The sequence below is a fragment of the Sphingobacterium zeae genome, assembly GCF_030818895.1.
Lineage (GTDB): Bacteria > Bacteroidota > Bacteroidia > Sphingobacteriales > Sphingobacteriaceae > Sphingobacterium > Sphingobacterium zeae.
Map to the genome: position 1 here is coordinate 5,287,560 of NZ_JAUTBA010000001.1, position 25,636 is coordinate 5,313,195.

Here is a 25,636-nt window from a genome sequence, read left to right on the forward strand (position 1 = left end):
TTTATTTTAATGTCAAACAGGTACCAAACTGCCCTTGCTGGAATAAATGCAAATTATTAGCATTTCCAATATAGACCTCTTGAACACCTTTATTTATAGCATTGAATGCATTTTGCAGCTTAGGAATCATTCCTTCATGAACGACACCGGATTCCTTCAGCTGTTCAAACTCTTCAGACTTGATGGTTGGGATGACAGAATTCTCATCTGTTACATCACGTAAAACACCATTTTTTTCAAAACAGTAAACGAGAGACGTTTCATACAACGAAGCCAAAGACACCGCCAACGAGGAGGCGATGGTATCCGCGTTGGTATTAAGCAATTGACCAAGGCCGTTGTGTGTAATCGCTGAAAATACAGGAACAAACCCAGCTTCTAGAAATTTCTTAATCGCAAGGGTGTTTACAGAGTCATGGAGCAAATCACCCACAAAACCGTAATCGATATCCTTAACGGGACGCTTTATAGCTTTTATAACATCACCATCGGCTCCTGTTAATCCAACAGCATCACATTTCAAATTTTGTAATTTTGCAACGATAGTCTTGTTAGTCAATCCAGCATATACCATCGTTACCACACGTAGCATCTCGTCATTTGTGACACGACGTCCCTCAATCATTTGGGCTTCAATCCCCAATTCATTGGCTAAACGAGTCGCAATTTTACCCCCGCCGTGGACAAGAATCTTCTTTCCTGACAATGCGGAAAACTTTTCTAAAAAAGAATCCAATTGGTGCTCATCATCAATAATATTGCCACCAATTTTAATTATATTTAATACACTATTAGCCATTACGCAACTTTTCCCAATAAAAATAGTTTTTCAATAATCAATAGGACTGGATTATACCAAATCCTCTAACATACGTTTCAAAACAACCTGAGCAGCCCATACACGGTTGCTAGCCTCTTTAATCACAAGTGAATTTGGCCCATCCAAAATCTCAGATGATAACTCCAGATCTCTTCTTACAGGCAGACAATGCATGACTTTAGCGTCATTCGTCAAACTTAGCTTCTTATTATCCATCATCCAATTATCTTCCACACCGTATACCTCACCATATTCCTGATAAGAAGACCAATTTTTTACATAAACAAAATCAGCATTATTTAAACTTTCCTCGAGATTATTTGATATTGTTGCACCAGCAGTAAACTCGTCACTTAACTCGTATCCCATAGGCTGAGCTATTGTGAAATCGACCAATCCTTCTTCTTGTGCTTTACACATCCACTCTGCAAAAGAATTAGGTACTGCCTGAGGTAAAGCCTTAACGTGGGGAGCCCAAGCTAATACTACCTTTGGTTTTTCAACTTTCTTGTACTCCGTGATGGTAATCATGTCCGTCAAACTCTGTAGCGGATGACGTGTTGCGCTCTCTAAGGAAACAACAGGAACGCCACAGTACTTCATGAATTTGTTAAAGAGGTCTTCGCTATAATCTTCTTCGCGATCTTTCAGTTTTGGAAACGACCGTAGTCCCAAGATATCACAATATTCACCCATTACAGCTGCGGCCTCACGAATATGTTCAACAGTTGTCCCGTTCATCACAACACCATCCTGTGTCTCAAGAGCCCAGCCGTCTTTATCCATATTCATGACCATGACATTCATCCCCAAATTCATCGCCGCTTTTTGTGTGCTTAAACGCGTACGTAAACTCGGATTCAAAAAAACAAGTCCCAACGTCTTATGCTGACCAAGTTCTTGATGATCATAGGGTGCAGCCTTCAAAACCAACGCTTCTTGAACAACGTCAGCTATACTAGGTACATCCTTAACAGAGAAAAATCTTTTCATCTATATTTATTTATTCGAGTGCACTTCAACGGACAATATTTAGACACGTCACACTCAGTATATATTTAAACTAATACAACACAATAAAATCTGCTCAGGCTAATACCATCATGGATTAAACCCAGCGACAGTCTTATGCAACCGTTACTGCACTGATCTGCTTCTTCAATGCTACTAAAAATTGATCAGCATGCTCCTTCGTAATATTCAAAGCAGGCAGCAAGCGAATGACAAAAGGCTTAGCTTCTCCAGTAAATATACGATTCTTTAACAAGAGATCTTTCTTTACATGAGCCAAAGATTCCGGCAATTCTATACCGATCATTAATCCTCGACCTCTTACTTCGATAATCTCCTCAATCTGTTTAAGTTCATCAATAAGATATTGTCCCACCTGAGCAGCATTTTCCATAAGCTTCTCTTGTTGGATAACCTCCAATACAGCCAATGCAGCTGCGCAGGCCATATGATTTCCTCCAAATGTAGTTCCTAAACTGCCATAAATAGCCTCAAATTTCGGTGAAATACTAATTGCGCCAATAGGGAAACCATTTCCCATACCCTTTGCCATGGTATAAATATCTGCATCGACTCCGGAGTAGTCTTGCGCATAAAACAAGCCAGTTCTTCCATACCCACATTGTACTTCGTCGGCAATAAACACAGCGTTATATTCGTTACAAAGAGATCGGATCATTTGAAGGAAGGAGACTGAGGCTTCTCTGATCCCTCCTACGCCTTGAATACTTTCAATAATTACAGACGAAATTTCATTGCCATATGATTCAAAGGCGGCCTTTAAAGCTTCTTCGTCATTGAAAGGAAGAAAGAGAACGTTGTCTGTCTCATTAACCGGCGCCACGATACTGGGATTGTCTGTAGCTGCCACTGCAAGTGACGTTCTGCCATGAAAAGCTTTTGAAAACGCGATAACCTTTTTCCGTTTGTTATAAAAAGAAGCTAGCTTAAGCGCATTTTCGTTTGCTTCCGCCCCCGAATTACAAAGGAATAGATCATAATCAACCTTACCGGAAACTTCCCCTAGTAATCGGGCAAGTTCACGCTGAATTGGAATTTCAACAGAGTTTGAATAGAAGCCAATACGGTTCAATTGTTCTGTGATACGTTGTACATAATGTGGGTGCGTATGTCCGATCGATATCACTGCGTGGCCACCATACAAGTCCAAGTAAGCATTTCCTTCGGCATCCCACACCGTCGATCCATTAGCCTTTACAATGTTAATGGGATTAATGGGATAAACATTAAATGGTTTCATCTTAATGAATTATAGATTGATAAACGAAATAGCTAGTAATAGAAAAAGCTATCAGATTTTAGCAATACAAATATATTAGTTATAACGGTAGGAATGGTTATAAAATAAAAAAAGTCCCCTTAAAAAGAGGACTTTTTTATGCTATATCAGAAGAAGACTATTCTCCGTCAACTTTTTCTTCACCTTCTACCTCAGGTTTAACTTCTGCAGGAGCTTCAGTCTCGGCAGCAGCAGCTTTCTTAGCACCACCACGACGGCGAGTAGCTTTTTTCTCAGAAGCAGCAGCTTTTTTACCGTAGATTTCGTTGTAATCAACTAACTCGATGAAAGCCATTTCTGCATTATCACCTAAACGGTTTTCCATTTTGATGATACGTGTATAACCACCTGGACGATTAGCCACTTTTTCAGATACTTCGCGGAATAAGATAGAAACTGCATCTTTATCTTTCAAGTAAGCGAATACTGTACGACGAGAGTGAGTCGTATCATTTTTAGATTTAGTAATCAAAGGCTCAACATACGTACGCAACGCTTTTGCTTTAGCCAAAGTCGTTGTAATACGTTTGTGTTTGATCAATGACGTCGCCATGTTAGCCAACATTGCTTTTCTATGGCTATCCGTACGGCCTAAGTGATTTACTTTTTTTCCGTGTCTCATTTTGGATTTTATTAAACTATATATACCGTTCTTGCATTCCCTAAATTACGACACATTCAATGGTTAATATTCCATCAAATTCAGCCATTAGCACAAGAGGAATTATATATAGTGGTCGCTTATTAAATTATTATTCTTCGTCTAATTTGTATTTTGCCAAGTTCATTCCGAATGACAAACCTTTCGATTTCACCAGTTCTTGAATTTCACTTAACGATTTTTTACCGAAGTTTCTGAATTTCAACATATCAGCTACGTCGTAAGTAACCAACTCAGCTAATGTGCGAATATCAGCAGCTTTCAAGCAGTTCAATGCACGCACAGAGAGATCAAGATCTACTAACTCTGTTTTCAAGATCTTACGCATGTGTAAGATTTCTTCATCAACAACTTTAGTTTCTTCTTTTGTTTGAGATTCAAGAAGCATATTCTCATCAGAGAATAAAATAAAATGTTGAATTAAGATCTTAGCAGCCTCTTTCAGCGCCTCTTCAGGGTGAATTGAGCCATCAGTAGAGATATCCAACAATAATTTCTCGTAGTCAGTTTTTTGCTCTACACGGTAATTCTCAATGGTATATTTAACATTCTTGATCGGAGTAAAGATCGAATCGATTGCGATAACACCTACTGGCGCATCAACGACTTTATTCTCATCAGCATTTACGTATCCACGACCTTTGGCAATACTCAATTCCAATTCAATTGTCACTGAATTATCCATGTTACAGATTACCATGTCAGGGTTTAAAACCGTAAAGTTATTAGAGAATTTGGTGATATCACCAGCTAAGAACTGTTCTTGACCATTGATTACTACAAATACCTTTTCGTTGTCGCCAATCTCACCTGTTTTTTTGAAACGGATTTGTTTCAAGTTCAAGATAATTTCAGTTACGTCTTCAACGACACCTTTTATCGTTGAAAATTCGTGCGAAACGCCAGAAAACCTTATCGACGTAATTGCATATCCTTCTAAAGAGGACAATAGAATACGGCGCAAAGCATTACCAATGGTTACACCAAAACCAGGCTCCAATGGACGAAATTCAAACGTACCATCAAAATCCGTAGATTTTTGCATGATAACTTTATCCGGTCTTTGAAATGCTAAAATTGCCATTTATTTTCTTTTAATTTTTTATTTGTAATAATAATAGTAATACAATAGAAGATGCATACCCCAAAATTGGACTATGCATTCTTCTATTTTATTTATTATTTAGAGTATAACTCAACGATTAAGTTCTCTTTAATGTTTTCAGGAATATCAGCTCTTTCTGGATAGCTTAAGAAAGTACCTGTCAATTCCTTCGCATTCCACTCTAACCAAGAAAATTTATTTACAGTACGACCTGCAACTGAATTTGTAATGGCCTCAAGGGATTGAGAACGTTCACGAACTGCTACAACGTCACCAGGACGTAAGCTATATGATGGAATGTTAACAACTTCACCGTTAACAGTAATGTGTTTATGAGATACCAACTGACGAGCAGCGGCACGGGAAGTAGCAATACCTAAACGGTAAACTACGTTGTCCAAGCGAGCTTCAAGTAATTTCAAGAAGATCTCACCTGTAATACCTTGTTTAGAGGAAGCTTTAGCAAATAGATTAGCGAACTGACGCTCCAATACACCATAAGTGTATTTCGCTTTTTGTTTTTCCAACAACTGAATAGCATATTCAGATTGTTTACCTCTGCGTTTAGAAGCTCCATGTTGTCCAGGAGGGTAATTTTTCTTTTCTAACGCTTTATCCGGGCCGAAGATCGGCTCTCTAAATTTACGGGCAATTTTGGACTTAGGTCCTGTATATCTAGCCATTTTTTTTTACAATTAAAGTATCTATCAGCCTATAGCCAATGAATCTTATCTTTAAATTAATTAAACTCTTCTACGTTTTGGAGGACGACAACCGTTGTGAGGAAGCGGAGTGATATCTTTAATAGTAGTCACATCAATTCCCACAGTTTGTAATGTTCTGATAGCAGATTCACGACCAGCACCAGGACCTTTTACAAACACTTCAACTTTACGTAGACCCAAGTCGTGTGCAACTTTTCCACAGTCTTGTGCAGCTTGACCAGCAGCATATGGCGTGTTCTTTTTAGAACCACGGAAACCCATTTTACCAGCACTAGACCAAGAAATAGTTTGACCTTGATTATTCGTCAAAGTTACAATGATATTGTTAAACGTTGCGTTAATGTGAGCCTGACCTACAGGTTCGATAACAACGATACGCTTTTTTGCAGCTTTTTTAGTTTTAGCCATTTCTTATTTATTATTTAGTAGCTTTTTTCTTGTTTGCAACTGTCTTACGTTTACCTTTACGAGTACGTGAGTTGTTTTTAGTACGTTGACCACGAACTGGTAAATGTTTACGGTGACGCAATCCGCGGTAACAACCGATATCCATTAAACGTTTGATGTTTAATTGAACTTCGGAACGCAATGCTCCCTCAACTTTCAATTCGTCGTTAATGATAGTACGAATTGCTGCCAATTGGTCATCATTCCATTCTTGTACCTTCACATCTTCGCTGATACCAGCCTTTTCCAAGATATATTCAGCTCTTGTACGACCGATACCAAAAATATAGGTAAGGCCGATCACACCTCTTTTGTTTTTAGGTAAATCAATACCTGCTATCCTTGCCATATAATATTAAGCTATTATTTTTTTAATGAATTAACCCTGACGTTGTTTAAACTTAGGATTCTTTTTGTTGATTACAAAAACTTTACCTTTACGACGGATGATCTTACAGTCCGCGCTACGTTTTTTTATTGATGCTCTTACTTTCATGATATTTATTTTTTCAAAAGCTTGCACTAATACAAGGGCTTACGGCTATTTATAGCGATAAGTAATCCTTCCTTTAGTCAAATCATACGGAGACATTTCCAATTTAACTTTATCACCAGGTAAAATTTTGATATAGTGCATGCGCATTTTACCAGAAATATGGGCAATGATTTCATGTCCATTTTCCAACTCTACCCTAAACATAGCATTAGAAAGTGCCTCTCTAATTATACCGTCTTGTTCTATTGAGGCTTGTTTAGCCATATATTCTCGATTAAATTTAATTTAAAAGCCTGCGAACAGGAGTGCAAAGATAAATAAAAATAATTGAAAACCAATTACTTTTTACCCAAAACTTTCTCAACATGTTCGAATGTCAGCAACACATCCGGTTCTCCCTTACGGATTGCAACCATCTGTTCAAAGTGCGCTGATAATTTTCCATCCACTGTACTTACTGTCCAACCATCGTCCCAAAAACGAACACCAGCACGCCCTGCGTTGATCATCGGTTCGATACAAATGACCAAACCTTCTTCCAGTTTTGGGCCAGCACCTCGTTTTCCATAATTAGGAACCTCAGGTTTTTCGTGTAAATGGTAACCTACACCATGCCCGACCAGTTCCCGCACAATTCCGAATCCGAATTTGCTCACATATTCCTGGACAGCCGAAGAAATATCTCCGACACGCTTACCAGCAACCGCCTGCTCAACCCCTTTGTACAATGATTCCTTTGTTACATCCAACAACAGTTGTGCTTCCTCAGATATTTCACCTACACCAAAGGTATAAGCAGAATCACTGATAAAACCGTTCAAATTAACACCGCCATCAACTGAAACAAGATCTCCATCTTTAATTTCGTAATCGCTGGGAAAACCGTGTACAATTTGATCGTTGACAGATATACACAAAGAATATGGAAATCCCTGATAATTTAAGAACGCTGGCGTCCCTCCGTTATCATGAATATACTCATAAGCTAATTTATCAAGAGATATAGTCTTTACCCCTGGCTTAATCACTTTTGCGATTTCACCAAGCAATTGCGAAAGAACATCTGCTGACTTTCGCAATTGCTCTATATCTTCTGCTGACTTATAAAATACTTTAGACATCTAAAGAAATTAAATTGCCGAATGATCCATTCCCTCAACAGACGCAGCCGAACGGCCTTTAATACGACCTGTTTTCATTAATCCATCGTAATGACGCATCAACAAATGAGATTCAATCTGTTGCAAAGTATCCAACACCACACCTACTAAAATCAATAAAGACGTACCTCCATAGAAGTGCGCAAATTGATTATTAATACCAAACAAACTTGCAATAGCAGGAAGAATAGCAATGATCGCTAAGAAAATCGCGCCAGGAAATGTAATATTTGATATTACGCGGTCTATAAAATTACTCGTCTCTAATCCCGGTTTAATACCCGGAACAAAACCTCCATTCTTCTTCATGTCGTCCGACATCTGTTGAGGATTCACCATGATTGCTGTATAGAAAAACGTAAAGGCGATAATTAACACCGCAAATGTTACGTTATACGCTACAGAAGTATAGTTACTCAACGAAGTCAAAAACTCTGACTGAAGATTTGGGAAGAACTGCCCCAAACTCATCGGCACAAACATAATCGCCTGCGCAAAAATGATAGGCATTACACCTGCAGCATTTACCTTTAAAGGAATATACTGACGTACCCCACCGACTTGCTTGTTTCCAACAATTTTCTTCGCATATTGCACAGGAATCTTACGAACTCCTTGTACGATTAAGATCGTAAAGATCACAACGAAGAACAATGCCACAAATTCAAGCAACAATGGAATTGGACCACCACCACCTTTCGCCATTCTCGAAACCCATTCCGCAGTGATACCACTTGGCAATTGAGCGATAATACCAGTCATGATGATCAAAGAAATACCATTACCGATACCTTTATCTGTAATTTTTTCCCCTAACCACATCACAAATAAAGTACCGCCTGTCAAAACTATGGCAGTCAGAATAGTGAACAATGGATCTGCAATTGTCTTAGCACTTGGCTCGATCTGAGTACGCACATAGGCAAAAGCTTGAAGCAAAGTAATCCCTAAAGTTAAATAGCGAGTAATTTGGTTCATTTTTTGACGACCACTTTCCCCTTCTTTCTGCATCTTTTGGAAGTAAGGAACCGCGATGCCCAACAATTGAACAACAATGGATGCCGAAATATATGGCATTACCCCTAAAGCAAAGATAGCTGAACGGGAGAATGACCCACCCGCAAACATATCCAGTAAGCCTAATAAACCCTCTTTCTGACCAGAAGCCAGCGCATGAGGATTTACACCTGGTAATACCACGTGACATCCAATACGGTAAATCAAAAGAAAAAGTAAGGTATTTAGAATACGCGTACGTAAATCATCGATTTTCCAAATATTGGTTAAGGTTGTGATTAGTTTCTTCATTTATTAAATTTTAACGATAGAACCGCCTGCAGCTTCAATAGCTTTCTGAGCAGAAGCAGTAAACGCGTGCGCTGTTACTTCAACTTTAGCTTTCAACTCACCGCGACCCAAGATTTTAACTTTGTCATTTTTAGACACTAAACCATGAGTTTTCAACGTATCGAAATCTACAGCTGTTAAATTGTATTTTTCGATCAACGTTTGCAAAGTATCCAAGTTTACCCCATTATACTCTACGCGGTTGATGTTTTTGAAACCAAATTTAGGCACACGACGTTGCAAAGGCATTTGACCACCTTCGAAACCGATTTTCGTAGAGTGACCTGAACGAGAACCAGCACCTTTGTGACCACGTGTTGAAGTACCACCACGACCAGAACCAGTACCACGGCCAATACGTTTGCTACTTTTTACTGCACCTTTTGCAGGTTTTAAATTACTTAAGTTCATTTTTAAACTAAATTGTGCTAGCCCTTCGCTCTCACTAAACAGGTACTAGCGATTAAAAAATAATGATTATTAATAACAAGTAATGGAAGAAGTCCAAAGACCTCTTCCATATGCTAATATTAAATAGTTTCGATAGCTACTAAATGGTTTACTTTACGTACCATTCCAATAATTGATGGAGTAGCTTCAACTTCTACTGAGTGGTTGATTCTTTTCAAACCCAATGCCTCAATAGTTTTCTTTTGGCGCTCGCTTCTGTCGATAACGCTCTTTATCTGGGTGATTTTGATTTTTGCCATGATAATTAACCGTTAAATACTTTGTTCAAATCGACACCGCGGTGTTGTGCTACTGTATATGCATCACGCATATCTGATAAAGCTGCTACAGTTGCTTTTACCACGTTGTGTGGGTTAGAAGAACCTAATGATTTAGCCAATACATCTTTGATACCAGCAGACTCCAATACTGCGCGCATTGCACCACCAGCCAAAACTCCTGTACCACCTACTGCTGGTTTAATCAAAACTGAACCACCAGAATATTTACCATATTGTGCGTGAGGAACAGTACCTTTGATAATAGGAACTTTTACCAAGTTTTTCTTTGCGTCATCGATACCTTTAGTGATTGCTTCAGTTACTTCTTTAGCTTTACCTAAACCATAACCAACAATACCGTTTTCATCACCTACTACAACAATTGCAGAGAAGCTGAAAGTACGACCACCTTTAGTAACTTTTGCTACACGTTGGATACTTACTAAGCGATCTTTTAATTCAATTTCGCTTGATTTTACTCTTTTTATATTGCTTAATGCCATTTTTTCTATGATTAAAAGTCTAAACCGCCTTCGCGAGCACCTTCAGCCAAAGATTTGATACGGCCATGGTATAAGTACCCATTACGGTCAAAAACTACTTTATTAATACCTGCTGCTACTGCTTTTTCAGCAACCAATTTACCGACAGCTTTAGACTGTTCCACTTTGTTACCTGATGCAGCAAATTCTTTTGATAAGCTAGATGCAGCAACTAATGTTTTACCTGCATTGTCATCGATGATTTGCGCATAGATACCTTTGTTACTTCTAAAAACCGATAAACGTGGACGTTCAGACGTTCCAGCAAGGTTTTTTCTGATTCCTTTTTTGATTCTCTCTCTACGAGATGCTTTTTGTCCTGCCATGATTATTATTTTTTAGCTGATTTACCTGCTTTTCTTCTCAATACTTCACCTGCAAACTTCACACCTTTTCCTTTGTAAGGCTCTGGTTTACGGAAGCCACGGATTTTAGCCGCTACTTGTCCGATCAATTGTTTATCGGCACACTCTAAAGTGATTGTAGGGTTTTTACCTTTATCAGCAGTAGTTGATACTTTAACCTCTTTTGGCAATACAAAAACAATCTGGTGAGAGAAACCTAAAGTTAATTCTAATACATTACCAGTACTTGAAGCACGGTAACCTACACCGACTAACTCTTGCGTAGTTTTGTAACCTTCAGTCACACCGTGAACCATGTTAGCCAACAGGGAACGGTATAGACCGTGTAATGCTTTGTGTTTCTTTTGATCAGTTGGACGTGTTACAACGATATTGCCTTCTTCTTGAGCAATCGTGATGTCACGGTCAACTTGTTGTGTTAATTCGCCTTTAGGACCTTTTACTGAAACTAAGTTTTTGTCCGAAATAGTAACAGTTACCCCAGCAGGGATAGCGATAGGCGCTTTTCCAATTCTTGACATTTCTTTGTGCTTTTACCTAGATTAATAAACGTAACATAAAACTTCACCACCAACATTTTGAAGTCTAGCTTCTTTATCTGTCATTACACCTTTAGATGTTGACAAGATAGCAATACCTAAACCATTCAAAACACGGGGCATAGTATCAACGCTTGCATACTTTCTTAAACCAGGTTTACTCACACGTGTCAACGTACGAATAGCCGGAATTTTGCTAATTGGGTTATATTTCAATGCGATTTTGATCGTACCCTGTACGCCATTCTCATCGAATTTGTAATTAGCAATGTAACCTTTATCAAAAAGAACTTTTGTGATTTCTTTTTTTAGGTTCGATGCAGGAATTTCAACAACCCTGTGGTTGGCCTTGATGGCATTCCTTACTCGTGTAAGGTAATCCGCAATTGGATCTGTAGTCATTATATATGAAAATTTGTGACAGCGGTTTCCCTCCCAACCGTTGGTATGGGACCTTCTATCTGTTAAACGATTTTAAAATGCAAAAAACCCGGCAATCCTAAATGGAATTGCCCGGGCAAAATTAAGTATTTTTTTTTAATTACCAAGAAGCTTTTTTCACCCCTGGGATTTTGCCATCCAAAGCCATCTCACGGAATGTTACACGAGAGATACCGAATTGACGCATATATCCTTTAGGACGGCCAGTCAATTTACAACGATTGTGTAAACGTACTGGAGAAGCATTTTTAGGTAATTTATCTAATGCAGCGTAATCGCCAGCAGCTTTTAATTCTGCACGTTTTGCTGCATATTTAGCTACCAATTTAGCGCGTTTTACTTCGCGTGCTTTTAATCCTTCTTTAGCCATTGTTATTAGTATTTTGATTTTTAAATGGTAAACCGAATTGTTTCAACAATTCTAAAGCTTCAACATCATTTTGAGCAGAAGTCACGAAAGTGATATCCATACCTTGGATCTTGTTGATTTTGTCAATGTTGATCTCAGGAAAAATGATCTGTTCAGTGATACCTAAGTTGTAGTTACCACGTCCGTCAAAGCCTTTATCGTTGATACCGCGGAAGTCACGAATACGTGGAAGCGATACGGCTACCAAACGATCCAAGAACTCAAACATATTGTTGTCACGCAAAGTAACACGTGCCCCTACAGGCATACCTTTACGTAATTTAAAGTTTGAAATATCTTTTTTCGATTTTGTAGCGACAGCTTGTTGACCTGTAATTAAAGTCAACTCAGCGATAGCATTATCGATTAATTTTTTGTCAGCTGTTGCAGCTCCTACGCCTTGTGAAACAACGATTTTCTCAAGTTTAGGAACTTGCATAATACTTTTATACTGAAATTTTTCTTGAAGTGCTTTACGGATTTCCTCCGCATATTTCACTTTTAATCTTGGTACGTAAGTCATTATTTAATTTCCTCCCCTGATTTTTTAGCGTAACGAACTAATTTACCATCTGCGTTTAACTTACGACCTACACGTGTAGTTGCACCTGTTTTAGGATCGATAACAGCTAAATTAGAGATGTGAATACCAGCTTCCTTCTCAATGATACCACCATTAGGATTAGCTGCACTTGGTTTAGTGTGTTTTTTTACGATGTTAGCGCCCTCAACGATAGCTCTATTTTTATCCACTAAAACAGTTAATACTTTTCCTTGAACACCTTTAGAGTTACCAGCGATAACTTTCACTAAATCACCTTTTTTAATTTTGATTTTGTGCGTAGTTGTTTTTGTTTTCTGTGCCATAATTATAAAACCTCCGGTGCTAATGATACAATTTTCATGAACTGTTTCTCACGCAACTCTCTAGCCACAGGGCCAAAGATACGTGTACCACGTGGTTCATCATTATTATTTAATAATACAGCGGCGTTGTCATCGAAACGGATATATGAACCATCTTTACGACGGATTTCCTTTTTCGTTCTAACGACTACTGCTTTAGAAACGGAACCTTTTTTCACGTTTCCTGAAGGCATAGCGCTTTTCACCGATACAACAATCTTATCTCCGATTGATGCATAACGCTTGCGCGTACCGCCCAATACACGGATTACTAAAACTTGTTTAGCACCGCTATTGTCAGCTACATTAAGTCTTGATTCTTGTTGTACCATGTTATTTAGCTCTTTCTATAATTTCAACTAATCTCCAGTTTTTTGTTTTACTCAGCGGACGAGTTTCCATAATTAATACCGTATCGCCGATACCGCAGGTATTAGTTTCGTCATGAGCTTTAAATTTAGTAGTTTTTTTAACGAACTTACCATAGATCGGGTGTTTCACTTTACGCTCTACTGATACCACGATAGATTTGTCCATCTTGTTGCTAACTACTAAGCCGATTCTTGTTTTTCTTAAATTTCTTTCCATTTCGACTTTAAATTTATGCCTCAGAGGCTGTTTCATTTTTAGCTGCAGCTTTGCGTGCACTGATCTCTGTACTGATACGAGCGATAGTTCTGCGTGCTGCTTTGATCACGTTAGGGTTCTCAATAGCTGAAACAGCATGTGCAAATTTCAATTTTGTAAGGGCTGTTTTCTCTTCTACAAGACGAGCTTTTAAGTCCTCATTAGATAATTCTAAAATTTCTGAATTTTTCATGTTTTTTCAGTTGTTATTTGGGTTATCATCGGTTTATATATAGCGTTAGGGGTAACGGCCCTAACGCTTAAATGATGACATTACCAAGATTTTATGCTTCAACGTAGTCTCTACGAATCACAAACTTAGTTTGAACCGGAAGTTTTTGAGCGGCAAGGCGTAAAGCTTCTTTGGCAATTTCCAAAGGCACACCTTCTGCTTCAAATAACATACGGCCTGGGCGTACTACTGCTACCCAGTATTCTGGAGCACCCTTACCTTTACCCATACGTACCTCTGCAGGTTTTTTCGTAACCGGTTTGTCAGGGAAAATACGAATCCAAACTTGACCTTCACGTTTCATATAACGTGTAACCGCAATACGAGCTGCCTCGATTTGACGACTAGTGATCCATGCTTGCTCCATTGTTTTGATACCGAAAGAACCGAAAGCTAACTCCGCTCCACGAGAAGCGTTACCTTTCATGCGGCCTTTCTGCATCTTTCTGAACTTCGTTCTTTTTGGCTGTAACATGTTCGTATACTTTTTAAATCTGCTTCTTCAGCAGGTTTTTGTTGTAATCTAAATAAAACTATTAATCTTTTTTCGGACCACGGTTGCTTCCACCACGGTTGTTTCCACCACGGTTATTTCCACCGCGACCACCTTTGTTATTACGGTTGTCACGACGTTCGCCACCACCTTCGTGGTTGCCACGTGATTTTACACCAGATGCTTGACCAATGTTTGGAGATAAGTCACGTTTACCGTAAACCTCACCTTTACAGATCCAAACTTTGATACCAATTTTACCGTATGTAGTCAATGCTTCAGCTAAAGCGTAGTCGATATCAGCACGCAATGTGTGTAAAGGAGTTCTTCCTTCTTTGTATTGTTCAGTACGCGCCATTTCAGCACCACCTAAACGACCAGAACACATGATTTTGATACCTTCTGCACCCATACGCATGGTAGAAGCGATTGAAGTTTTCATTGCACGACGGAATGAAATACGTGCCTCTAATTGTTTAGCGACACCTTCTGCTACTAACTTAGCATCTAACTCAGGGCGTTTGATCTCGAAAATGTTGATTTGAACATCCTTTTTAGTCAGTTTCTTCAACTCTTCTTTGATCTTGTCAACTTCTTGACCACCTTTTCCGATAACGATACCTGGACGAGCAGTGTGAATTGTAACAGTGATACGTTTTAACGTTCTTTCGATAACAACTTTAGCTACACCACCTTTTGCGATACGAACAGAAAGATATTTTCTGATTTTTTCGTCTTCAACTAATTTATCGGAATAGTTTTTACCTCCGAACCAGTTAGAATCCCAACCTTTGATGATTCCTAATCTGCTACCTATTGGATTTGCTTTTTGTCCCATTTCTCAATAAATTAGTTTTGTTCAACGTTTAATTTGCTATCAACTACCAACGTAACGTGATTTGAACGTTTACGAACTCTGTATCCGCGACCTTGAGGAGCCGGACGTAATCTTTTCAATTGACGACCACCACCTACTGATACTTCTTTTACAATTAGTTCGCTTTCTTCCACTGATTTACCTTCGTTTTTGGCTTCCCAGTTTTTGATTGCAGATAATAATAATTTTTCTACACGAGCAGCAGCTTCTTTACTTGAGTGTTTTAAAATGTATAATGCATTTTCAACACGTTGACCACGAATTAGATCTACCACTAAGCGCATCTTACGAGGCGAAGTCGGGCAGTTCAATAATTTGGCATCCGAAGCTCCTCCTTGTTGAGCTTTCTCTTGCTCTTTACGTTGTCTAATTAAGACAGACTTTTTAAGTTTTTTTGTTGCTTCCATTACCTATTATTTTTTCTTTTCTGCGTGGCCTCTGAATGTACGCGTAGGCGCGAATTCACCAAGCTTGTGACCTACCATATTCTCTGTTACATAAACAGGGATAAATTTATTCCCGTTGTGCACTGCGAAGGTATGGCCAACAAAATCAGGTGAAATCATTGATCTACGAGACCATGTTTTGATAACTGACTTTTTGTTAGTTTCATTCATAGAAAGAACTTTTCTTTCTAAGTTGTGATCGATATAAGGACCTTTTTTAATTGAACGAGCCATTATTTTTTCCTTCTCTCAATGATGTAACGATTCGATGTTTTCTTCTTGTAACGTGTTTTGAAGCCTTTAGCTAATACACCTGTACGTGAGCGTGGGTGACCTCCTGAAGTACGGCCTTCACCACCACCCATCGGGTGATCTACTGGGTTCATCGCAACACCACGAACTCTTGGACGACGACCTAACCAACGTTTGCGACCTGCTTTACCTAACACTTGGTTAGATCTTTCATGGTTCGATACTGAACCAATTGTAGCAACACAAGTCAATAAGATCATGCGTGTTTCGCTCGAAGGCAATTTGATGATGGCATATTTACCATCACGAGCAGACAATTGAGCATAAGTACCAGCCGAACGAGCAATTGAACCACCTTGACCAGGATTTAATTCAATGTTGTGGATGATAGAACCCAATGGAATGTTTGCTAATGGTAATGTATTACCAACTTCTGGGGCAACTTTATCACCTGCAATTACAGTTTGACCAACTTCTAAACCAGCTGGAGCAAGGATGTAACGTTTTTCACCATCAGCGTAATGCAATAAGGCAATACGAGCCGTACGATTTGGGTCGTACTCGATAGTAGCTACTTTTGCAGGGATATCTTTTTTATCGCGTTTGAAATCAATTAATCGGTATACTTTTTTATGTCCCCCACCGAGATAACGCATAGTCATTTTACCGGAGTTATTACGACCGCCTGATTTCTTGTTGATTTTAACTACTAACGATTTTTCAGGAACGTTTGTAGTAACATCAGAGTAGTCTGCGCCTACTCTAAAACGAGTACCAGGGGTTACCGGTTTGAATCTTTTAACTGCCATTTTTTATTATATAGTACTGTAAAAGTCAATAGTTTCGCCGTCTTTAATCGTAATGACAGCCTTTTTATACTTAGGAGCTCTACCAGATACGAAACCTGCTTTTGTGTAACGGCTTTTTGCTTTACCAGCTACTACTGCAGTGTTTACAGCAAGAACTGTAACACCAAACATAGCCTCTACAGCTGCTTTGATCTGGATTTTGTTTGCTCTGTGATCTACTTTGAAAGCGTAACGGTTTAATTTTTCCGTTAACAAAGAAGCTTTCTCAGTCAAGATAGGTTTTTTAATAATTTCCATATTACTTAGCTAATGCTTCCTCCAAAGATTTAACAGAATCTGTAGTCAACAATAATTTTGTTGCGTTCAATACATCATATGTATTTAAATCAGATGCAACAATAACTTTTGCTTTTTTCAAGTTTCTGCTTGATTTATAAACAATTTCATCGTAAGCTGGCAATACCAACAATGTTTTCTCATCAGCTACGTTCAACGCATCGATTAAAGCAACATAGTTTTTAGTTTTGATAGCATCGAATTTCACTTCGTCCAATACCACAATGTTATTATCTTTTGCTTTGTAAGACAACGCTGATTTACGTGCTACTTGTTTCAATTTTTTATTCAATTTGAACGAGTAGTCACGAGGTTGAGGACCGAATACACGACCACCACCATTAAACAATGGAGATTTGATAGAACCCGCACGAGCACCACCAGTACCTTTTTGTTTGTGTAATTTACGAGTAGAACCCGCGATTTCGTTACGTTGTTTAGATTTGTGAGTTCCTTGGCGTTGGTTCGCTAAGTATTGTTTCACATCCAAATAGATCGCATGATCGTTAGGCTCTAACCCAAATACCGACTCAGGAAGTTGCACCTTGGCACCTGTTTCTTTACCTGATAAATTTAAAACTTTAACTTCCATCTCTACTATTTGTCTACGATTACATAAGAACCTTTAGCTCCTGGAATGGAACCACTAACAACGATAAGGTTTTGCTCAGCGTAAACTTTCAACACCTGTAAGTTTTGAACTTTAACTCTGTCACCACCTGTACGACCTGCCATGCGCATACCTTTGAATACGCGTGAAGGCCATGATGAAGCACCTAATGAACCTGGAGCACGTAATCTGTTGTGCTGACCGTGAGTCGCACCACCTACACCACCAAATCCATGACGTTTCATGACACCTTGGAAACCTTTACCTTTTGAAGTACCGACTACATCTACGTACTCACCTTCTTCAAAAAGAGTAACGTCAACTACGTCACCAAGTTGTTTTGCATCTGGGAAAGTTTTAAACTCTACCAACTTACGCTTAGGCGTTGTATTTGCTTTCGCAAAGTGCCCTTTCAAAGGAGCTGTCGTGTTTTTCTCCTTAGCCTCGTCGAAACCAAGTTGAATTGCCGAGTAGCCATCCTTTTCTTCCGTACGTATCTGCGTAACCACGCACGGCCCGGCCTGAATCACTGTACAAGGAATATTTTTCCCATCAGCGTTAAACAGGCTCGTCATTCCTACTTTTTTTCCAATAATACCTGACATGTTGTAAATTAATTAATTAAAAGTCCTTCGAAGCAGTAGGGCTTCGCTCAAGACATACTTTCCCCTTTAAGGGATTGCAAAGTTACAAACATTTTTATAACTGTCAAATAATTAATGAATTATTTTTTTTATTTTATCCTATAACACGAAACGTCCTTACCCCTTCTCCTACCAGCGAGAAGCACGATGTTCGAAGAAAGAGAAATAAAAAAAATGAGTTTGAAAATTTATACTGCCATACAGTTGTCATTGGACCACCTAAATTTGTGGCATATTACAACGCAAGAGGCGATGTAAATTTTTAAATTTTAAATACGAAAAAATGAGTACAGCGATCATTTCGAAACAAGAATTACTTGAACACTGGTTGGGCCATAGAAAACTGACCCGCCAAACTATTGAAAAATTTCCCGAAGAAGAATTGTTCCATTATAAAGTAGAAGGCATGCGAACTTTTGCGGATATGCTGAAAGAATTATTGGCACTTGCCGTCCCCGGCCTACAGGAGATCGTAGATAATAAAAGTGGTGAGCTAAACGAAAATCTAAGCTATTCAACCAAAGCGCAGCTTTTACAAGCCTGGGACGAGGCTACTCCAATACTCATCGATCTATTTAACAAGATACCGGAGGAACGCTTTGCTGAAGAATTTAACTTGTTTGGACAATACAAATCGCCAGTCGTCCACAGCATTCTTTATTTTATAGATAATGAAATCCATCACCGCGGGCAGGGATTTGTCTACCTACGCATGCTTGGCATTCAACCACCGTTTTTTTGGGAAAGGGGATAATTTCGGGCAAACCCGACAAGAATACTTGCGTGGACTCAACAGAAAGAACTAGCAAGTATTCTTGCCCTCTTCAATACAGCTGAAGCCTGCCTGCACCTTTTCTTGACTAAGCTGTTCTAATGCTGATGACAGCAATCGTTTTACCACTCCTTTCAACGACTCGGGCTCGATAATATTTCCTTTGTCAGCAAACATCAAATACCAACGCGCAAACCCACTTTCCATATTTACACATTCGAAATGCATTTCAACATAATCGTCAGCAATCACTTCCTGCTGGAAGCCGAAATAATGACGGTCCCATTCCATATACCTTGCCATTTCTTTATCCACCCGTACCACGACTTTAGTTGTCGGATCTTCATGTCGTTTGTTGAGAAAGAAAGATAGCTCAGGATGTTCTTTCCCAAAATCATCTGTAAGCATTCGGATATTATTTATACGGTCCAACCGAAATTGTCTATAATCCTTTCGTAGTTTACAGAATGCAAGGATATACCAGAATTTGCTTTCCACAAAGATACCGACAGCTTCAATTTCTCTTCTTTCAGGACTTTTATCCGAAGGCTTGGTGTAATAAATTTCTACGCACTTTTTTGCAGCGATACTTTCGATCAATATGTTGGTGCCATGCGTTAGTTTTTCGTTGAACTGATGTCGCCCACCCCGGACAAGAAATTTATCTCCGACTAGGGCGACTTGCTCTTTTTCGTTGCCTCTCAGTATCGCCTTCATTTTAAGCAATGCTGTGGCAAAATGATTGGCAAGATTCCGATCCGTATATTTTTCAACCAGTTTCTCCGCTGCGACAAAACTTAATGCTTCTTCTTTTGTAAATTGCAAGGGTGGCATTTTATACCCCTCCACTAAAGAGTATCCGCTTCCGGCTTCGCCATAGATTGGAACTCCAGCCTGCATCAAAGAGCGGATATCACGGTAAATCGTACGCTGGCTCACTTCATAGCGTTCTGCCAAAGCTCCCGCTGTCACAACAGGTTTGGCCTGTAGATGCATATAAATAGCGAGTATACGATCAAATCTTTTCTGGATATCCGTCATTGGGATAAAGGTACGAGTTATTCTATTTTCTTTAGCGAATATAAAGATATGTTTTACAGGTATAGAGTGCTTAATACTTTTTCAATCCATCACTCAAATCTCGCACAAATTCGCTTAAATTAACAACCAACCCAGCCGTGGAATCGATATCTCTGACCTTCATCTATATAGTCGCCGTCTCATTGACATCTGTATTAAATCTGAAGCAGGCACCCTACTTTTAGTTAACCAATCCAATAAAGAAGAAGTTGCTAAAGGGGATGAGTTCCTGCTGCGCAATTGGAGCTACTACGGGTTGATCGAAAAAATCAAATACAAGGCCAGCATGGCTGGCATAAGTGTTATCGTTGAATAATTTCAAAAATGGCAAAGCTTTACATCATAAAGCCTTGCCATTAAACTTATCTTTAAGCATAACACTTTTCTAATCCACCTTATGGATTCCGTCGAAAACAACTATATAACCCCACAATAAATGGAATTCGAAAAGTCGTCTTTGAGTGTATCCCATACACCTACATAAACATGGCAATCGAACGCTTTCTTGCTTATCCCCTCAACTTCAAATGAGCAGGAACCCTGATTTACATTGGCAATAGATATTTCCAACCGCGACTCGCCCTCTATGTCTATCAATCCCACATTGATTTTATATCTACTACTTCTATATTCATCTCCTACAGTCCAGCTAAGATCAATCCGATCACCATCCAAACTTACTTGACAGTTAGCTAATGGGGTAAGCGGACCTGAAAACAGGAGAAGTTTTTCAGGATTCACAAAAGGCTTATTATCTTCACCTAATTCAAGAGTTTCTTTAAAGATGTGGCGCTGCGCCAATTGGAAAGCTCCTACACGACTTCCTGTTGTCGCGAGTGATTGATAACCAAACTCTAGAATTACTTTATTGGCGCCAGCAAACTTACCTGCAACAGGGATAATACCTCTGTTAACCCCTTATAAATCCCTTGTCAATATAGAAATTGGTATTAAATAGGTATTTATTTGTGCGGAACGGATGGCTGCACGGGACAAGTATTTCACTTTTTCCACAGAATATTAATAACTTTGTTGAAAACTCAAGAATCCTCTCGTCAGGGTTTGATAACCTTCTCTCCACGGAGCAATCGGTCATATCGCACCAATGCCTCTACATAATAGTAATCCGCATAGGTTAACGGAACATCAACTTCTGTTTTATGCGGGATAGAACCGACACTATGTTTTAAAATATACCCTCCAGATTCTTTGAAATCTGCTTTATAAGGTTTAGCAGAAAGCGACCGCAGCATTTGTTCAGCCTTTGAGATATACAGCTGGCTTTCACTACCTGTTGTGTATTGTGCCAGTTCCAACAAAGCCGAAGCGGTCACCGAAGCGGTCGATACATCACGAAGCTCTTTCTGACTATAATATTTACTATCCGGAGTAAGCTTGTTCTGATCCATATCCCAATAAGGTATGAGATCTTTTGGAAGATTGGGATGATTCAGGTAAAACTGTGCAATATGCCGCGCTTGCTCCAAATATTTCTTGTCGCCAGTCTCCCGGTACATCATCGTATAACCATAAAGCCCCCAGGATTGCCCTCTGGCCCATGCAGACTCATCAAAAGCTCCTTGCGCAGTCTTTCTCGAAATAATACTTCCATCTTTTGGATTGTAGTCTACGACATGGTAGGAACTATAATCCTTTCGGTAATGGCTGACCATCGTTGTATTGGCATGCTGCACTGCAATATCACGATAACGCTGATCACCTGTCATCTTGGAAACTTCCGTCAGAAATTCCAGATTCATCATATTGTCGATGATCACCGGATAGGTCCAAGGCTGGCCATCCCAGTTTTTTCCACCGTCCCATGAACGAATCGTTTTCGTTGTTTCATGGAAACGTGTTGCCAACGACGCTGCTCCAGTACTTAAAATTTCTTTATAGGACGCCGAATCACCGGTCAAGCGCAATGCGTTCCCAAAGCTACAATACAACATGAAGCCCAAATCATGTGTTCCTTTGTTATATTTTTCTTTTTCCAGTTGCTTCAATTTACTTTTGGCTTCCGTCAAAAGTTTCTCATCCTTTGTATATTCATATAGATAAAGCACTGTACCGGGATAAAAGCCAGAACACCACCAGCTCGAACCCCAATTTACATAGTTGCCCTCTTTATAGGTTGTAGGCATATCCGATTCACCGATCGATGCTGCGAGGTAGGCGATTTGTTTGTGTGCATCTTCTAAATTGGAGCGGACAAATTCTTTGTCGAGCCCCAATTTTGCTTTCCCCAGGTTCCGCTGACTGGAACAGGAAATTCCCTGCATTCCTAGCCCAATTATCAAAGCTCCCGTAATATAGTGTTGTATCTTCATTTCATCCAGTCCTTAATCTTTTGCTTTTTATTCTTTTTTCGTTTTAATAATTTACATAATAGTCTTTGGGAAATTGCTCTGCCTTCCAGCATTTTTGGGAAGTCCATGGTTGTGGAGCACAGGTCCAGAACTCATCCTCTGCCGGTAACCCCAAGGGCAAAAATGATAGGGAGGCCACATACATTGAACCTGCATTTGTATAGTAATCTGCGAGATTGGATTGTTTATCACCTACCACGCCCATACGCAGCCATCCCGAGGGCGCAAAGGTTTTGTCAATATAAATATGACGAAGTATCGTGGTTAATGCAGCCCTGACCTGTCCTTTCGAAATGTCTTCCGGCAACTTATTTTCCAAAGCAACTGTTGCCAGCGGCTGGAATGCGGCATTTTTGTACGTTGATGAACGCCCCACGACAACATAATGGCCTTCTGGGGAAATCATGCGTTCCAAATGATGCGCATAACGCTGCATCCGTTTGTATGCCCGCTCATACATTTCCTTGTATTTTCCACCTGCAGGGATATTATGACGCAGCGACTCCACCTGCATACAATGGATCACATAACCGTTGTAGTGGTCAAAACTAAAATGGTCACCATCACTATACCAGCCATCTCCAACATACCATTCCTGATCAAATTTATTAACCGCATAATCGATTTTTTCCCGTACACATTCCTCTCCTATGCTGTAAAGAAACGTTTCTGTCATTGCGGCAAACAGCAGCCAATTGCTCTCATTGGGTTTGATCTTGCGTAGCAGTTTGAATTCTTCGACGACTTTTTTTTTAGTCACTTGGTTTAAAGGTTGCCATAAAGCGTTTGGGGCCCGCAAAAAAGCCTGCGCAAGATGCGCTGCATCCACAAGGGTCTGAGAGGAAGGTCCTCGCCAAGTAAAATAATCCGGAGATTCGGGGTCTACCCCATATTGTATACCGAGCAGCGCCTGTGCTCTCAATTTTTTTCGCAGTTTCCCTTCCTCAGTTAGGTCATCCGGTAGGGCCAACCAAGGTGCCATTCCGGCCAACAAGCGCCCGAAGGCTTCCAGATATCCCACTCCGGGATCCCTGCTATCAAAAGTCGGACTTACCTCCATCGGCATATTTTTACGCCATTGCTGTTTACTGATATTGCTTAATATTGGAGCTGCCATCTGATGTAGGATAGATACCCAATAAGCCCTATCATTTTCAATAAAATTTCTTTTTCCGTCTAACGTGCTTGTTTTTGCTTCCATTGGTAAAGACGCCGTTAATGCGCCTACTCCAGCTCCGCCTAACAATTTTAATAAGGATCTTCTCTTCATCGATAAGGGTTTATAAATTAAAAATATCTCTTGTACATAAACATACTAGCCAAAGTAAACCAATCGCTCCAGCAAACGACTGCATGAGCGATTGATAACAACTTTTTCACACTACATCGTTTATTTCCACTCAGGATTTTGTTCCAAATTCGGATTTAGACCGAGTTCAGTAATCGGCAAAGGCCATAGATAGTCTCGCGCTGGATCAAATTTTCGAGTTGCTGCAGTCTGAGCAATAACATATCCCTCGGGAGTGAGTTTAACAGAGGGCTTTTCTGCATATTCATTTTCAAAATACTGAATACCCAATGTAGGCAACGGCAGTACCTTCTCTGCTATTTTCCACCGGATTATATCCCAATAGCGATGTTCTCCCTCAAGTGCAAACTCGACTCTTCGCTCTCTACGGATCTCCTCTAACATATTCATCTGATGATCGGAAACAAATTTATTAGTCAGCTTAGGCATGCCTGCTCGTTCACGAACTAGGTTTAATGATCTATTAAGATCACTATCTGAAATATTTCCATCCAATTCATACACGGCTTCCGCATAGGACAATAGTACCTCTGCATAACGAATGACTTTGTGTTCGGTGAAGCTTATTTGCTCCCTCCAATCTACCGCATTAAAATATTTAAAAGTTTTATACCCTGTTTGCGTGAACGAAAACATAGGTTGATAATTGGCTCCATTAATATAAAGATCACCCCTTTTAAAAACCGTCATTGCCAAACGAGGGTCTCTATTTTCAAATTCTGTCAATGTACTTACACTAGGCTTAAAATAAGGAGATCTATTTGCGCCCTCTCTCGGCAAGCCATCTACATATAGATAAGCATCCACCAAATAACGCGTAGGGGTAATAGCTCCCTGTTCTAGATTTCGGCTATAGTTATGTGTTGAAATCTTGTCCGTCATATCCTTGCCATACAATCTTGGTAAAATATTCTCTTTGTTGGCATATCCGTTTGCCTCTTTTTGGAACAAATAATAATAACTCTTTGCAGGGTCAGCTGAGTAATTAAAGAGCTTAAAATAACCCGTAGAAATCATATCATTTGCTACATTCTTTGCTATTGTAAGATGCTTTTTGGAATCCCCAATCTTATGGTATTTTTCAAAAGTTCCTTCAAAAAGTGCTAGTCTTACTTTTAGTGCTTGCGCAACACTTTTATTAATTCTACCATAATCCGTAGATTTTGTATCTTTAGCATCCGGTAAATTTTGTATGGCATAATCGAGATCCTCATAGATCAAATTAACAACCTCCTCACGTGTACCTCTCGGAGCCTGCAAAAGTTCATTCCCCAACCCCATTGTACGTGTTATAATTGGCATCCCACCAAATCTTTTTAGCAATTCACCATAAGCATAAGCGCGAAAGAAACGTGCCTCTGCACTATACTTGTTGATAATACTTGGATCCAAGCTCATTTGCTGTGCTTTTTCCAATACGGTATTAGCAGCACGTATCAGCTGATAGTTCCCTGTATAGTCTCCCGCACTACTTGGCACCAAACGAGAACCGTCACTTATTGAATTGTTACCTGTAGATCTTGAATCATCGGACCAATTTGCTGCATTATTCTCTCCTATTCCTGGTAAAAATGTATATAGATAATTCGCGCCCATGAGTAAATGCGACTCCGTTTTCCAAAAAGAAGCATCAGTTACTTGTGTTTCATCAAACTTATTATCCAAATCTTTCATACATGAAGAGAAGACAACACTGGCTGACGCAATTAGCACCCCCAATTTAGCAACTCTCTTGACAAGAATTTCTGATTTCTTTATTTGTATTTTCATAACTT

Annotated in this window: 39 protein-coding genes; 1 reads left to right on the forward strand and 38 read right to left on the reverse strand. The window is 39.5% G+C overall.

Features of this window, described 5'->3' with window-relative positions; all coding sequences use genetic code 11:
• Position 1 precedes the first annotated feature (1 nt).
• From argB to rplC, 32 genes are all read right to left on the reverse strand, one after another.
• The gene (argB, locus tag QE382_RS22230) at positions 2–799 is read right to left on the reverse strand and encodes an acetylglutamate kinase (protein WP_209577723.1); all 798 of its coding nucleotides are present in this window, start codon (positions 797–799) and stop codon (positions 2–4) included.
• A gap of 51 nt (positions 800–850) precedes the next feature.
• Complete coding sequence (locus QE382_RS22235) at positions 851–1,813, reverse strand: Rossmann-fold NAD(P)-binding domain-containing protein (protein WP_307187820.1); 963 nt, start codon at positions 1,811–1,813, stop codon at positions 851–853.
• A gap of 133 nt (positions 1,814–1,946) precedes the next feature.
• A complete protein-coding gene (locus tag QE382_RS22240) occupies positions 1,947–3,092 on the reverse strand; it encodes an aspartate aminotransferase family protein (protein WP_307187821.1) in 1,146 nt (381 codons plus the stop codon).
• A 157-nt stretch (positions 3,093–3,249) separates the two neighbouring features.
• Positions 3,250–3,753, reverse strand: coding sequence for a 50S ribosomal protein L17 (rplQ, locus tag QE382_RS22245; protein WP_307187822.1), 504 nt, complete (start codon positions 3,751–3,753; stop codon positions 3,250–3,252).
• Positions 3,754–3,883: 130 nt separating this feature from the next.
• Positions 3,884–4,876 (reverse strand): DNA-directed RNA polymerase subunit alpha, encoded by a 993-nt coding sequence (locus QE382_RS22250; RefSeq protein WP_046674887.1) that lies wholly within the window; start codon positions 4,874–4,876, stop codon positions 3,884–3,886.
• Positions 4,877–4,971: 95 nt separating this feature from the next.
• Positions 4,972–5,580 carry a 30S ribosomal protein S4 gene (gene rpsD, locus QE382_RS22255; RefSeq protein ID WP_307187823.1) on the reverse strand — a complete coding sequence of 203 codons (609 nt, stop codon included), beginning with the start codon at positions 5,578–5,580 and terminating at the stop codon, positions 4,972–4,974.
• Positions 5,581–5,640: 60 nt separating this feature from the next.
• Positions 5,641–6,030: a 30S ribosomal protein S11 gene (gene rpsK / locus QE382_RS22260; RefSeq protein WP_046674885.1), complete on the reverse strand. Its 390-nt coding sequence runs from the start codon at positions 6,028–6,030 to the stop codon at positions 5,641–5,643.
• Positions 6,031–6,040: 10 nt separating this feature from the next.
• On the reverse strand, positions 6,041–6,418 hold the full coding sequence (rpsM, locus tag QE382_RS22265) for a 30S ribosomal protein S13 (protein WP_209577713.1): 378 nt from the start codon (positions 6,416–6,418) through the stop codon (positions 6,041–6,043).
• Between the two features lie 30 nt (positions 6,419–6,448).
• Entirely contained in the window at positions 6,449–6,565 is a 117-nt protein-coding gene (ykgO, locus tag QE382_RS22270) for a type B 50S ribosomal protein L36 (protein ID WP_013665024.1), read from the reverse strand.
• 45 nt (positions 6,566–6,610) lie between these two features.
• Positions 6,611–6,829: a translation initiation factor IF-1 gene (gene infA / locus QE382_RS22275; RefSeq protein ID WP_002997456.1), complete on the reverse strand. Its 219-nt coding sequence runs from the start codon at positions 6,827–6,829 to the stop codon at positions 6,611–6,613.
• Between the two features lie 74 nt (positions 6,830–6,903).
• Positions 6,904–7,686 (reverse strand): type I methionyl aminopeptidase, encoded by a 783-nt coding sequence (gene map, locus QE382_RS22280; protein WP_209577710.1) that lies wholly within the window; start codon positions 7,684–7,686, stop codon positions 6,904–6,906.
• Between the two features lie 9 nt (positions 7,687–7,695).
• A complete protein-coding gene (gene secY, locus QE382_RS22285) occupies positions 7,696–9,033 on the reverse strand; it encodes a preprotein translocase subunit SecY (protein WP_046674882.1) in 1,338 nt (445 codons plus the stop codon).
• A gap of 3 nt (positions 9,034–9,036) precedes the next feature.
• Positions 9,037–9,483 (reverse strand): 50S ribosomal protein L15, encoded by a 447-nt coding sequence (gene rplO, locus QE382_RS22290; RefSeq protein WP_293952979.1) that lies wholly within the window; start codon positions 9,481–9,483, stop codon positions 9,037–9,039.
• Between the two features lie 119 nt (positions 9,484–9,602).
• Complete coding sequence (gene rpmD / locus QE382_RS22295) at positions 9,603–9,782, reverse strand: 50S ribosomal protein L30 (RefSeq protein ID WP_046674880.1); 180 nt, start codon at positions 9,780–9,782, stop codon at positions 9,603–9,605.
• A 5-nt stretch (positions 9,783–9,787) separates the two neighbouring features.
• Positions 9,788–10,306 carry a 30S ribosomal protein S5 gene (rpsE, locus tag QE382_RS22300; protein ID WP_209577706.1) on the reverse strand — a complete coding sequence of 173 codons (519 nt, stop codon included), beginning with the start codon at positions 10,304–10,306 and terminating at the stop codon, positions 9,788–9,790.
• An 11-nt stretch (positions 10,307–10,317) separates the two neighbouring features.
• Positions 10,318–10,671 carry a 50S ribosomal protein L18 gene (rplR, locus tag QE382_RS22305; RefSeq protein ID WP_209577704.1) on the reverse strand — a complete coding sequence of 118 codons (354 nt, stop codon included), beginning with the start codon at positions 10,669–10,671 and terminating at the stop codon, positions 10,318–10,320.
• Positions 10,672–10,676: 5 nt separating this feature from the next.
• Entirely contained in the window at positions 10,677–11,231 is a 555-nt protein-coding gene (gene rplF, locus QE382_RS22310) for a 50S ribosomal protein L6 (protein WP_070570404.1), read from the reverse strand.
• A gap of 21 nt (positions 11,232–11,252) precedes the next feature.
• Entirely contained in the window at positions 11,253–11,651 is a 399-nt protein-coding gene (gene rpsH / locus QE382_RS22315) for a 30S ribosomal protein S8 (RefSeq protein WP_046674876.1), read from the reverse strand.
• A 139-nt stretch (positions 11,652–11,790) separates the two neighbouring features.
• Positions 11,791–12,060 (reverse strand): 30S ribosomal protein S14, encoded by a 270-nt coding sequence (gene rpsN, locus QE382_RS22320; protein ID WP_209577701.1) that lies wholly within the window; start codon positions 12,058–12,060, stop codon positions 11,791–11,793.
• Positions 12,053–12,622 (reverse strand): 50S ribosomal protein L5, encoded by a 570-nt coding sequence (gene rplE / locus QE382_RS22325; protein WP_046674875.1) that lies wholly within the window; start codon positions 12,620–12,622, stop codon positions 12,053–12,055. The genes rpsN and rplE overlap by 8 nt, the downstream gene beginning before the upstream one ends.
• Positions 12,622–12,966 (reverse strand): 50S ribosomal protein L24, encoded by a 345-nt coding sequence (gene rplX, locus QE382_RS22330; protein WP_070570406.1) that lies wholly within the window; start codon positions 12,964–12,966, stop codon positions 12,622–12,624. Before rplX ends, rplE begins: the two co-directional genes overlap by 1 nt.
• A 2-nt stretch (positions 12,967–12,968) precedes the next feature.
• Positions 12,969–13,337 (reverse strand): 50S ribosomal protein L14, encoded by a 369-nt coding sequence (rplN, locus tag QE382_RS22335; protein ID WP_046674873.1) that lies wholly within the window; start codon positions 13,335–13,337, stop codon positions 12,969–12,971.
• A 1-nt stretch (position 13,338) separates the two neighbouring features.
• Positions 13,339–13,593 carry a 30S ribosomal protein S17 gene (rpsQ, locus tag QE382_RS22340; RefSeq protein ID WP_046674872.1) on the reverse strand — a complete coding sequence of 85 codons (255 nt, stop codon included), beginning with the start codon at positions 13,591–13,593 and terminating at the stop codon, positions 13,339–13,341.
• Between the two features lie 13 nt (positions 13,594–13,606).
• Positions 13,607–13,825, reverse strand: coding sequence for a 50S ribosomal protein L29 (gene rpmC / locus QE382_RS22345; protein WP_153844935.1), 219 nt, complete (start codon positions 13,823–13,825; stop codon positions 13,607–13,609).
• Between the two features lie 91 nt (positions 13,826–13,916).
• Positions 13,917–14,339 carry a 50S ribosomal protein L16 gene (gene rplP / locus QE382_RS22350; RefSeq protein WP_046674870.1) on the reverse strand — a complete coding sequence of 141 codons (423 nt, stop codon included), beginning with the start codon at positions 14,337–14,339 and terminating at the stop codon, positions 13,917–13,919.
• 61 nt (positions 14,340–14,400) lie between these two features.
• The gene (rpsC, locus tag QE382_RS22355) at positions 14,401–15,195 is read right to left on the reverse strand and encodes a 30S ribosomal protein S3 (protein WP_046674869.1); all 795 of its coding nucleotides are present in this window, start codon (positions 15,193–15,195) and stop codon (positions 14,401–14,403) included.
• Between the two features lie 11 nt (positions 15,196–15,206).
• Complete coding sequence (rplV, locus tag QE382_RS22360; protein WP_077438121.1) at positions 15,207–15,641, reverse strand: 50S ribosomal protein L22; 435 nt, start codon at positions 15,639–15,641, stop codon at positions 15,207–15,209.
• Positions 15,642–15,647: 6 nt separating this feature from the next.
• Complete coding sequence (gene rpsS / locus QE382_RS22365; protein WP_002997495.1) at positions 15,648–15,914, reverse strand: 30S ribosomal protein S19; 267 nt, start codon at positions 15,912–15,914, stop codon at positions 15,648–15,650.
• A complete protein-coding gene (gene rplB, locus QE382_RS22370) occupies positions 15,914–16,741 on the reverse strand; it encodes a 50S ribosomal protein L2 (RefSeq protein ID WP_293905562.1) in 828 nt (275 codons plus the stop codon). The genes rpsS and rplB overlap by 1 nt, the downstream gene beginning before the upstream one ends.
• Positions 16,742–16,747: 6 nt before the next feature.
• A complete protein-coding gene (rplW, locus tag QE382_RS22375) occupies positions 16,748–17,038 on the reverse strand; it encodes a 50S ribosomal protein L23 (protein WP_046674866.1) in 291 nt (96 codons plus the stop codon).
• Position 17,039: 1 nt separating this feature from the next.
• A complete protein-coding gene (gene rplD / locus QE382_RS22380) occupies positions 17,040–17,669 on the reverse strand; it encodes a 50S ribosomal protein L4 (RefSeq protein ID WP_209577699.1) in 630 nt (209 codons plus the stop codon).
• Positions 17,670–17,674: 5 nt separating this feature from the next.
• Positions 17,675–18,292: a 50S ribosomal protein L3 gene (rplC, locus tag QE382_RS22385; RefSeq protein ID WP_046674864.1), complete on the reverse strand. Its 618-nt coding sequence runs from the start codon at positions 18,290–18,292 to the stop codon at positions 17,675–17,677.
• A 322-nt stretch (positions 18,293–18,614) separates the two neighbouring features.
• On the opposite strand from rplC, the gene QE382_RS22390 reads away from it, so the two are divergent.
• Complete coding sequence (locus QE382_RS22390; RefSeq protein WP_293887610.1) at positions 18,615–19,085, forward strand: DinB family protein; 471 nt, start codon at positions 18,615–18,617, stop codon at positions 19,083–19,085.
• 48 nt (positions 19,086–19,133) lie between these two features.
• Here QE382_RS22390 and QE382_RS22395 read toward each other — a convergent pair whose 3' ends face one another.
• From QE382_RS22395 to QE382_RS22420, 6 genes are all read right to left on the reverse strand, one after another.
• Positions 19,134–20,144, reverse strand: a complete 1,011-nt coding sequence (locus tag QE382_RS22395; RefSeq protein WP_307187824.1) for a helix-turn-helix transcriptional regulator — start codon at positions 20,142–20,144, stop codon at positions 19,134–19,136.
• 220 nt (positions 20,145–20,364) lie between these two features.
• A complete protein-coding gene (locus tag QE382_RS22400) occupies positions 20,365–20,505 on the reverse strand; it encodes a hypothetical protein (RefSeq protein ID WP_307187825.1) in 141 nt (46 codons plus the stop codon).
• Positions 20,506–20,600: 95 nt separating this feature from the next.
• On the reverse strand, positions 20,601–20,984 hold the full coding sequence (locus QE382_RS22405; RefSeq protein WP_307187826.1) for a hypothetical protein: 384 nt from the start codon (positions 20,982–20,984) through the stop codon (positions 20,601–20,603).
• A gap of 254 nt (positions 20,985–21,238) precedes the next feature.
• Positions 21,239–22,513, reverse strand: coding sequence for a glycoside hydrolase family 88 protein (locus tag QE382_RS22410; RefSeq protein WP_307187827.1), 1,275 nt, complete (start codon positions 22,511–22,513; stop codon positions 21,239–21,241).
• 43 nt (positions 22,514–22,556) lie between these two features.
• Entirely contained in the window at positions 22,557–23,822 is a 1,266-nt protein-coding gene (locus tag QE382_RS22415; RefSeq protein WP_307187828.1) for a DUF2264 domain-containing protein, read from the reverse strand.
• Between the two features lie 120 nt (positions 23,823–23,942).
• Positions 23,943–25,631, reverse strand: coding sequence for a RagB/SusD family nutrient uptake outer membrane protein (locus QE382_RS22420; RefSeq protein WP_307187829.1), 1,689 nt, complete (start codon positions 25,629–25,631; stop codon positions 23,943–23,945).
• Positions 25,632–25,636 lie beyond the last annotated feature (5 nt).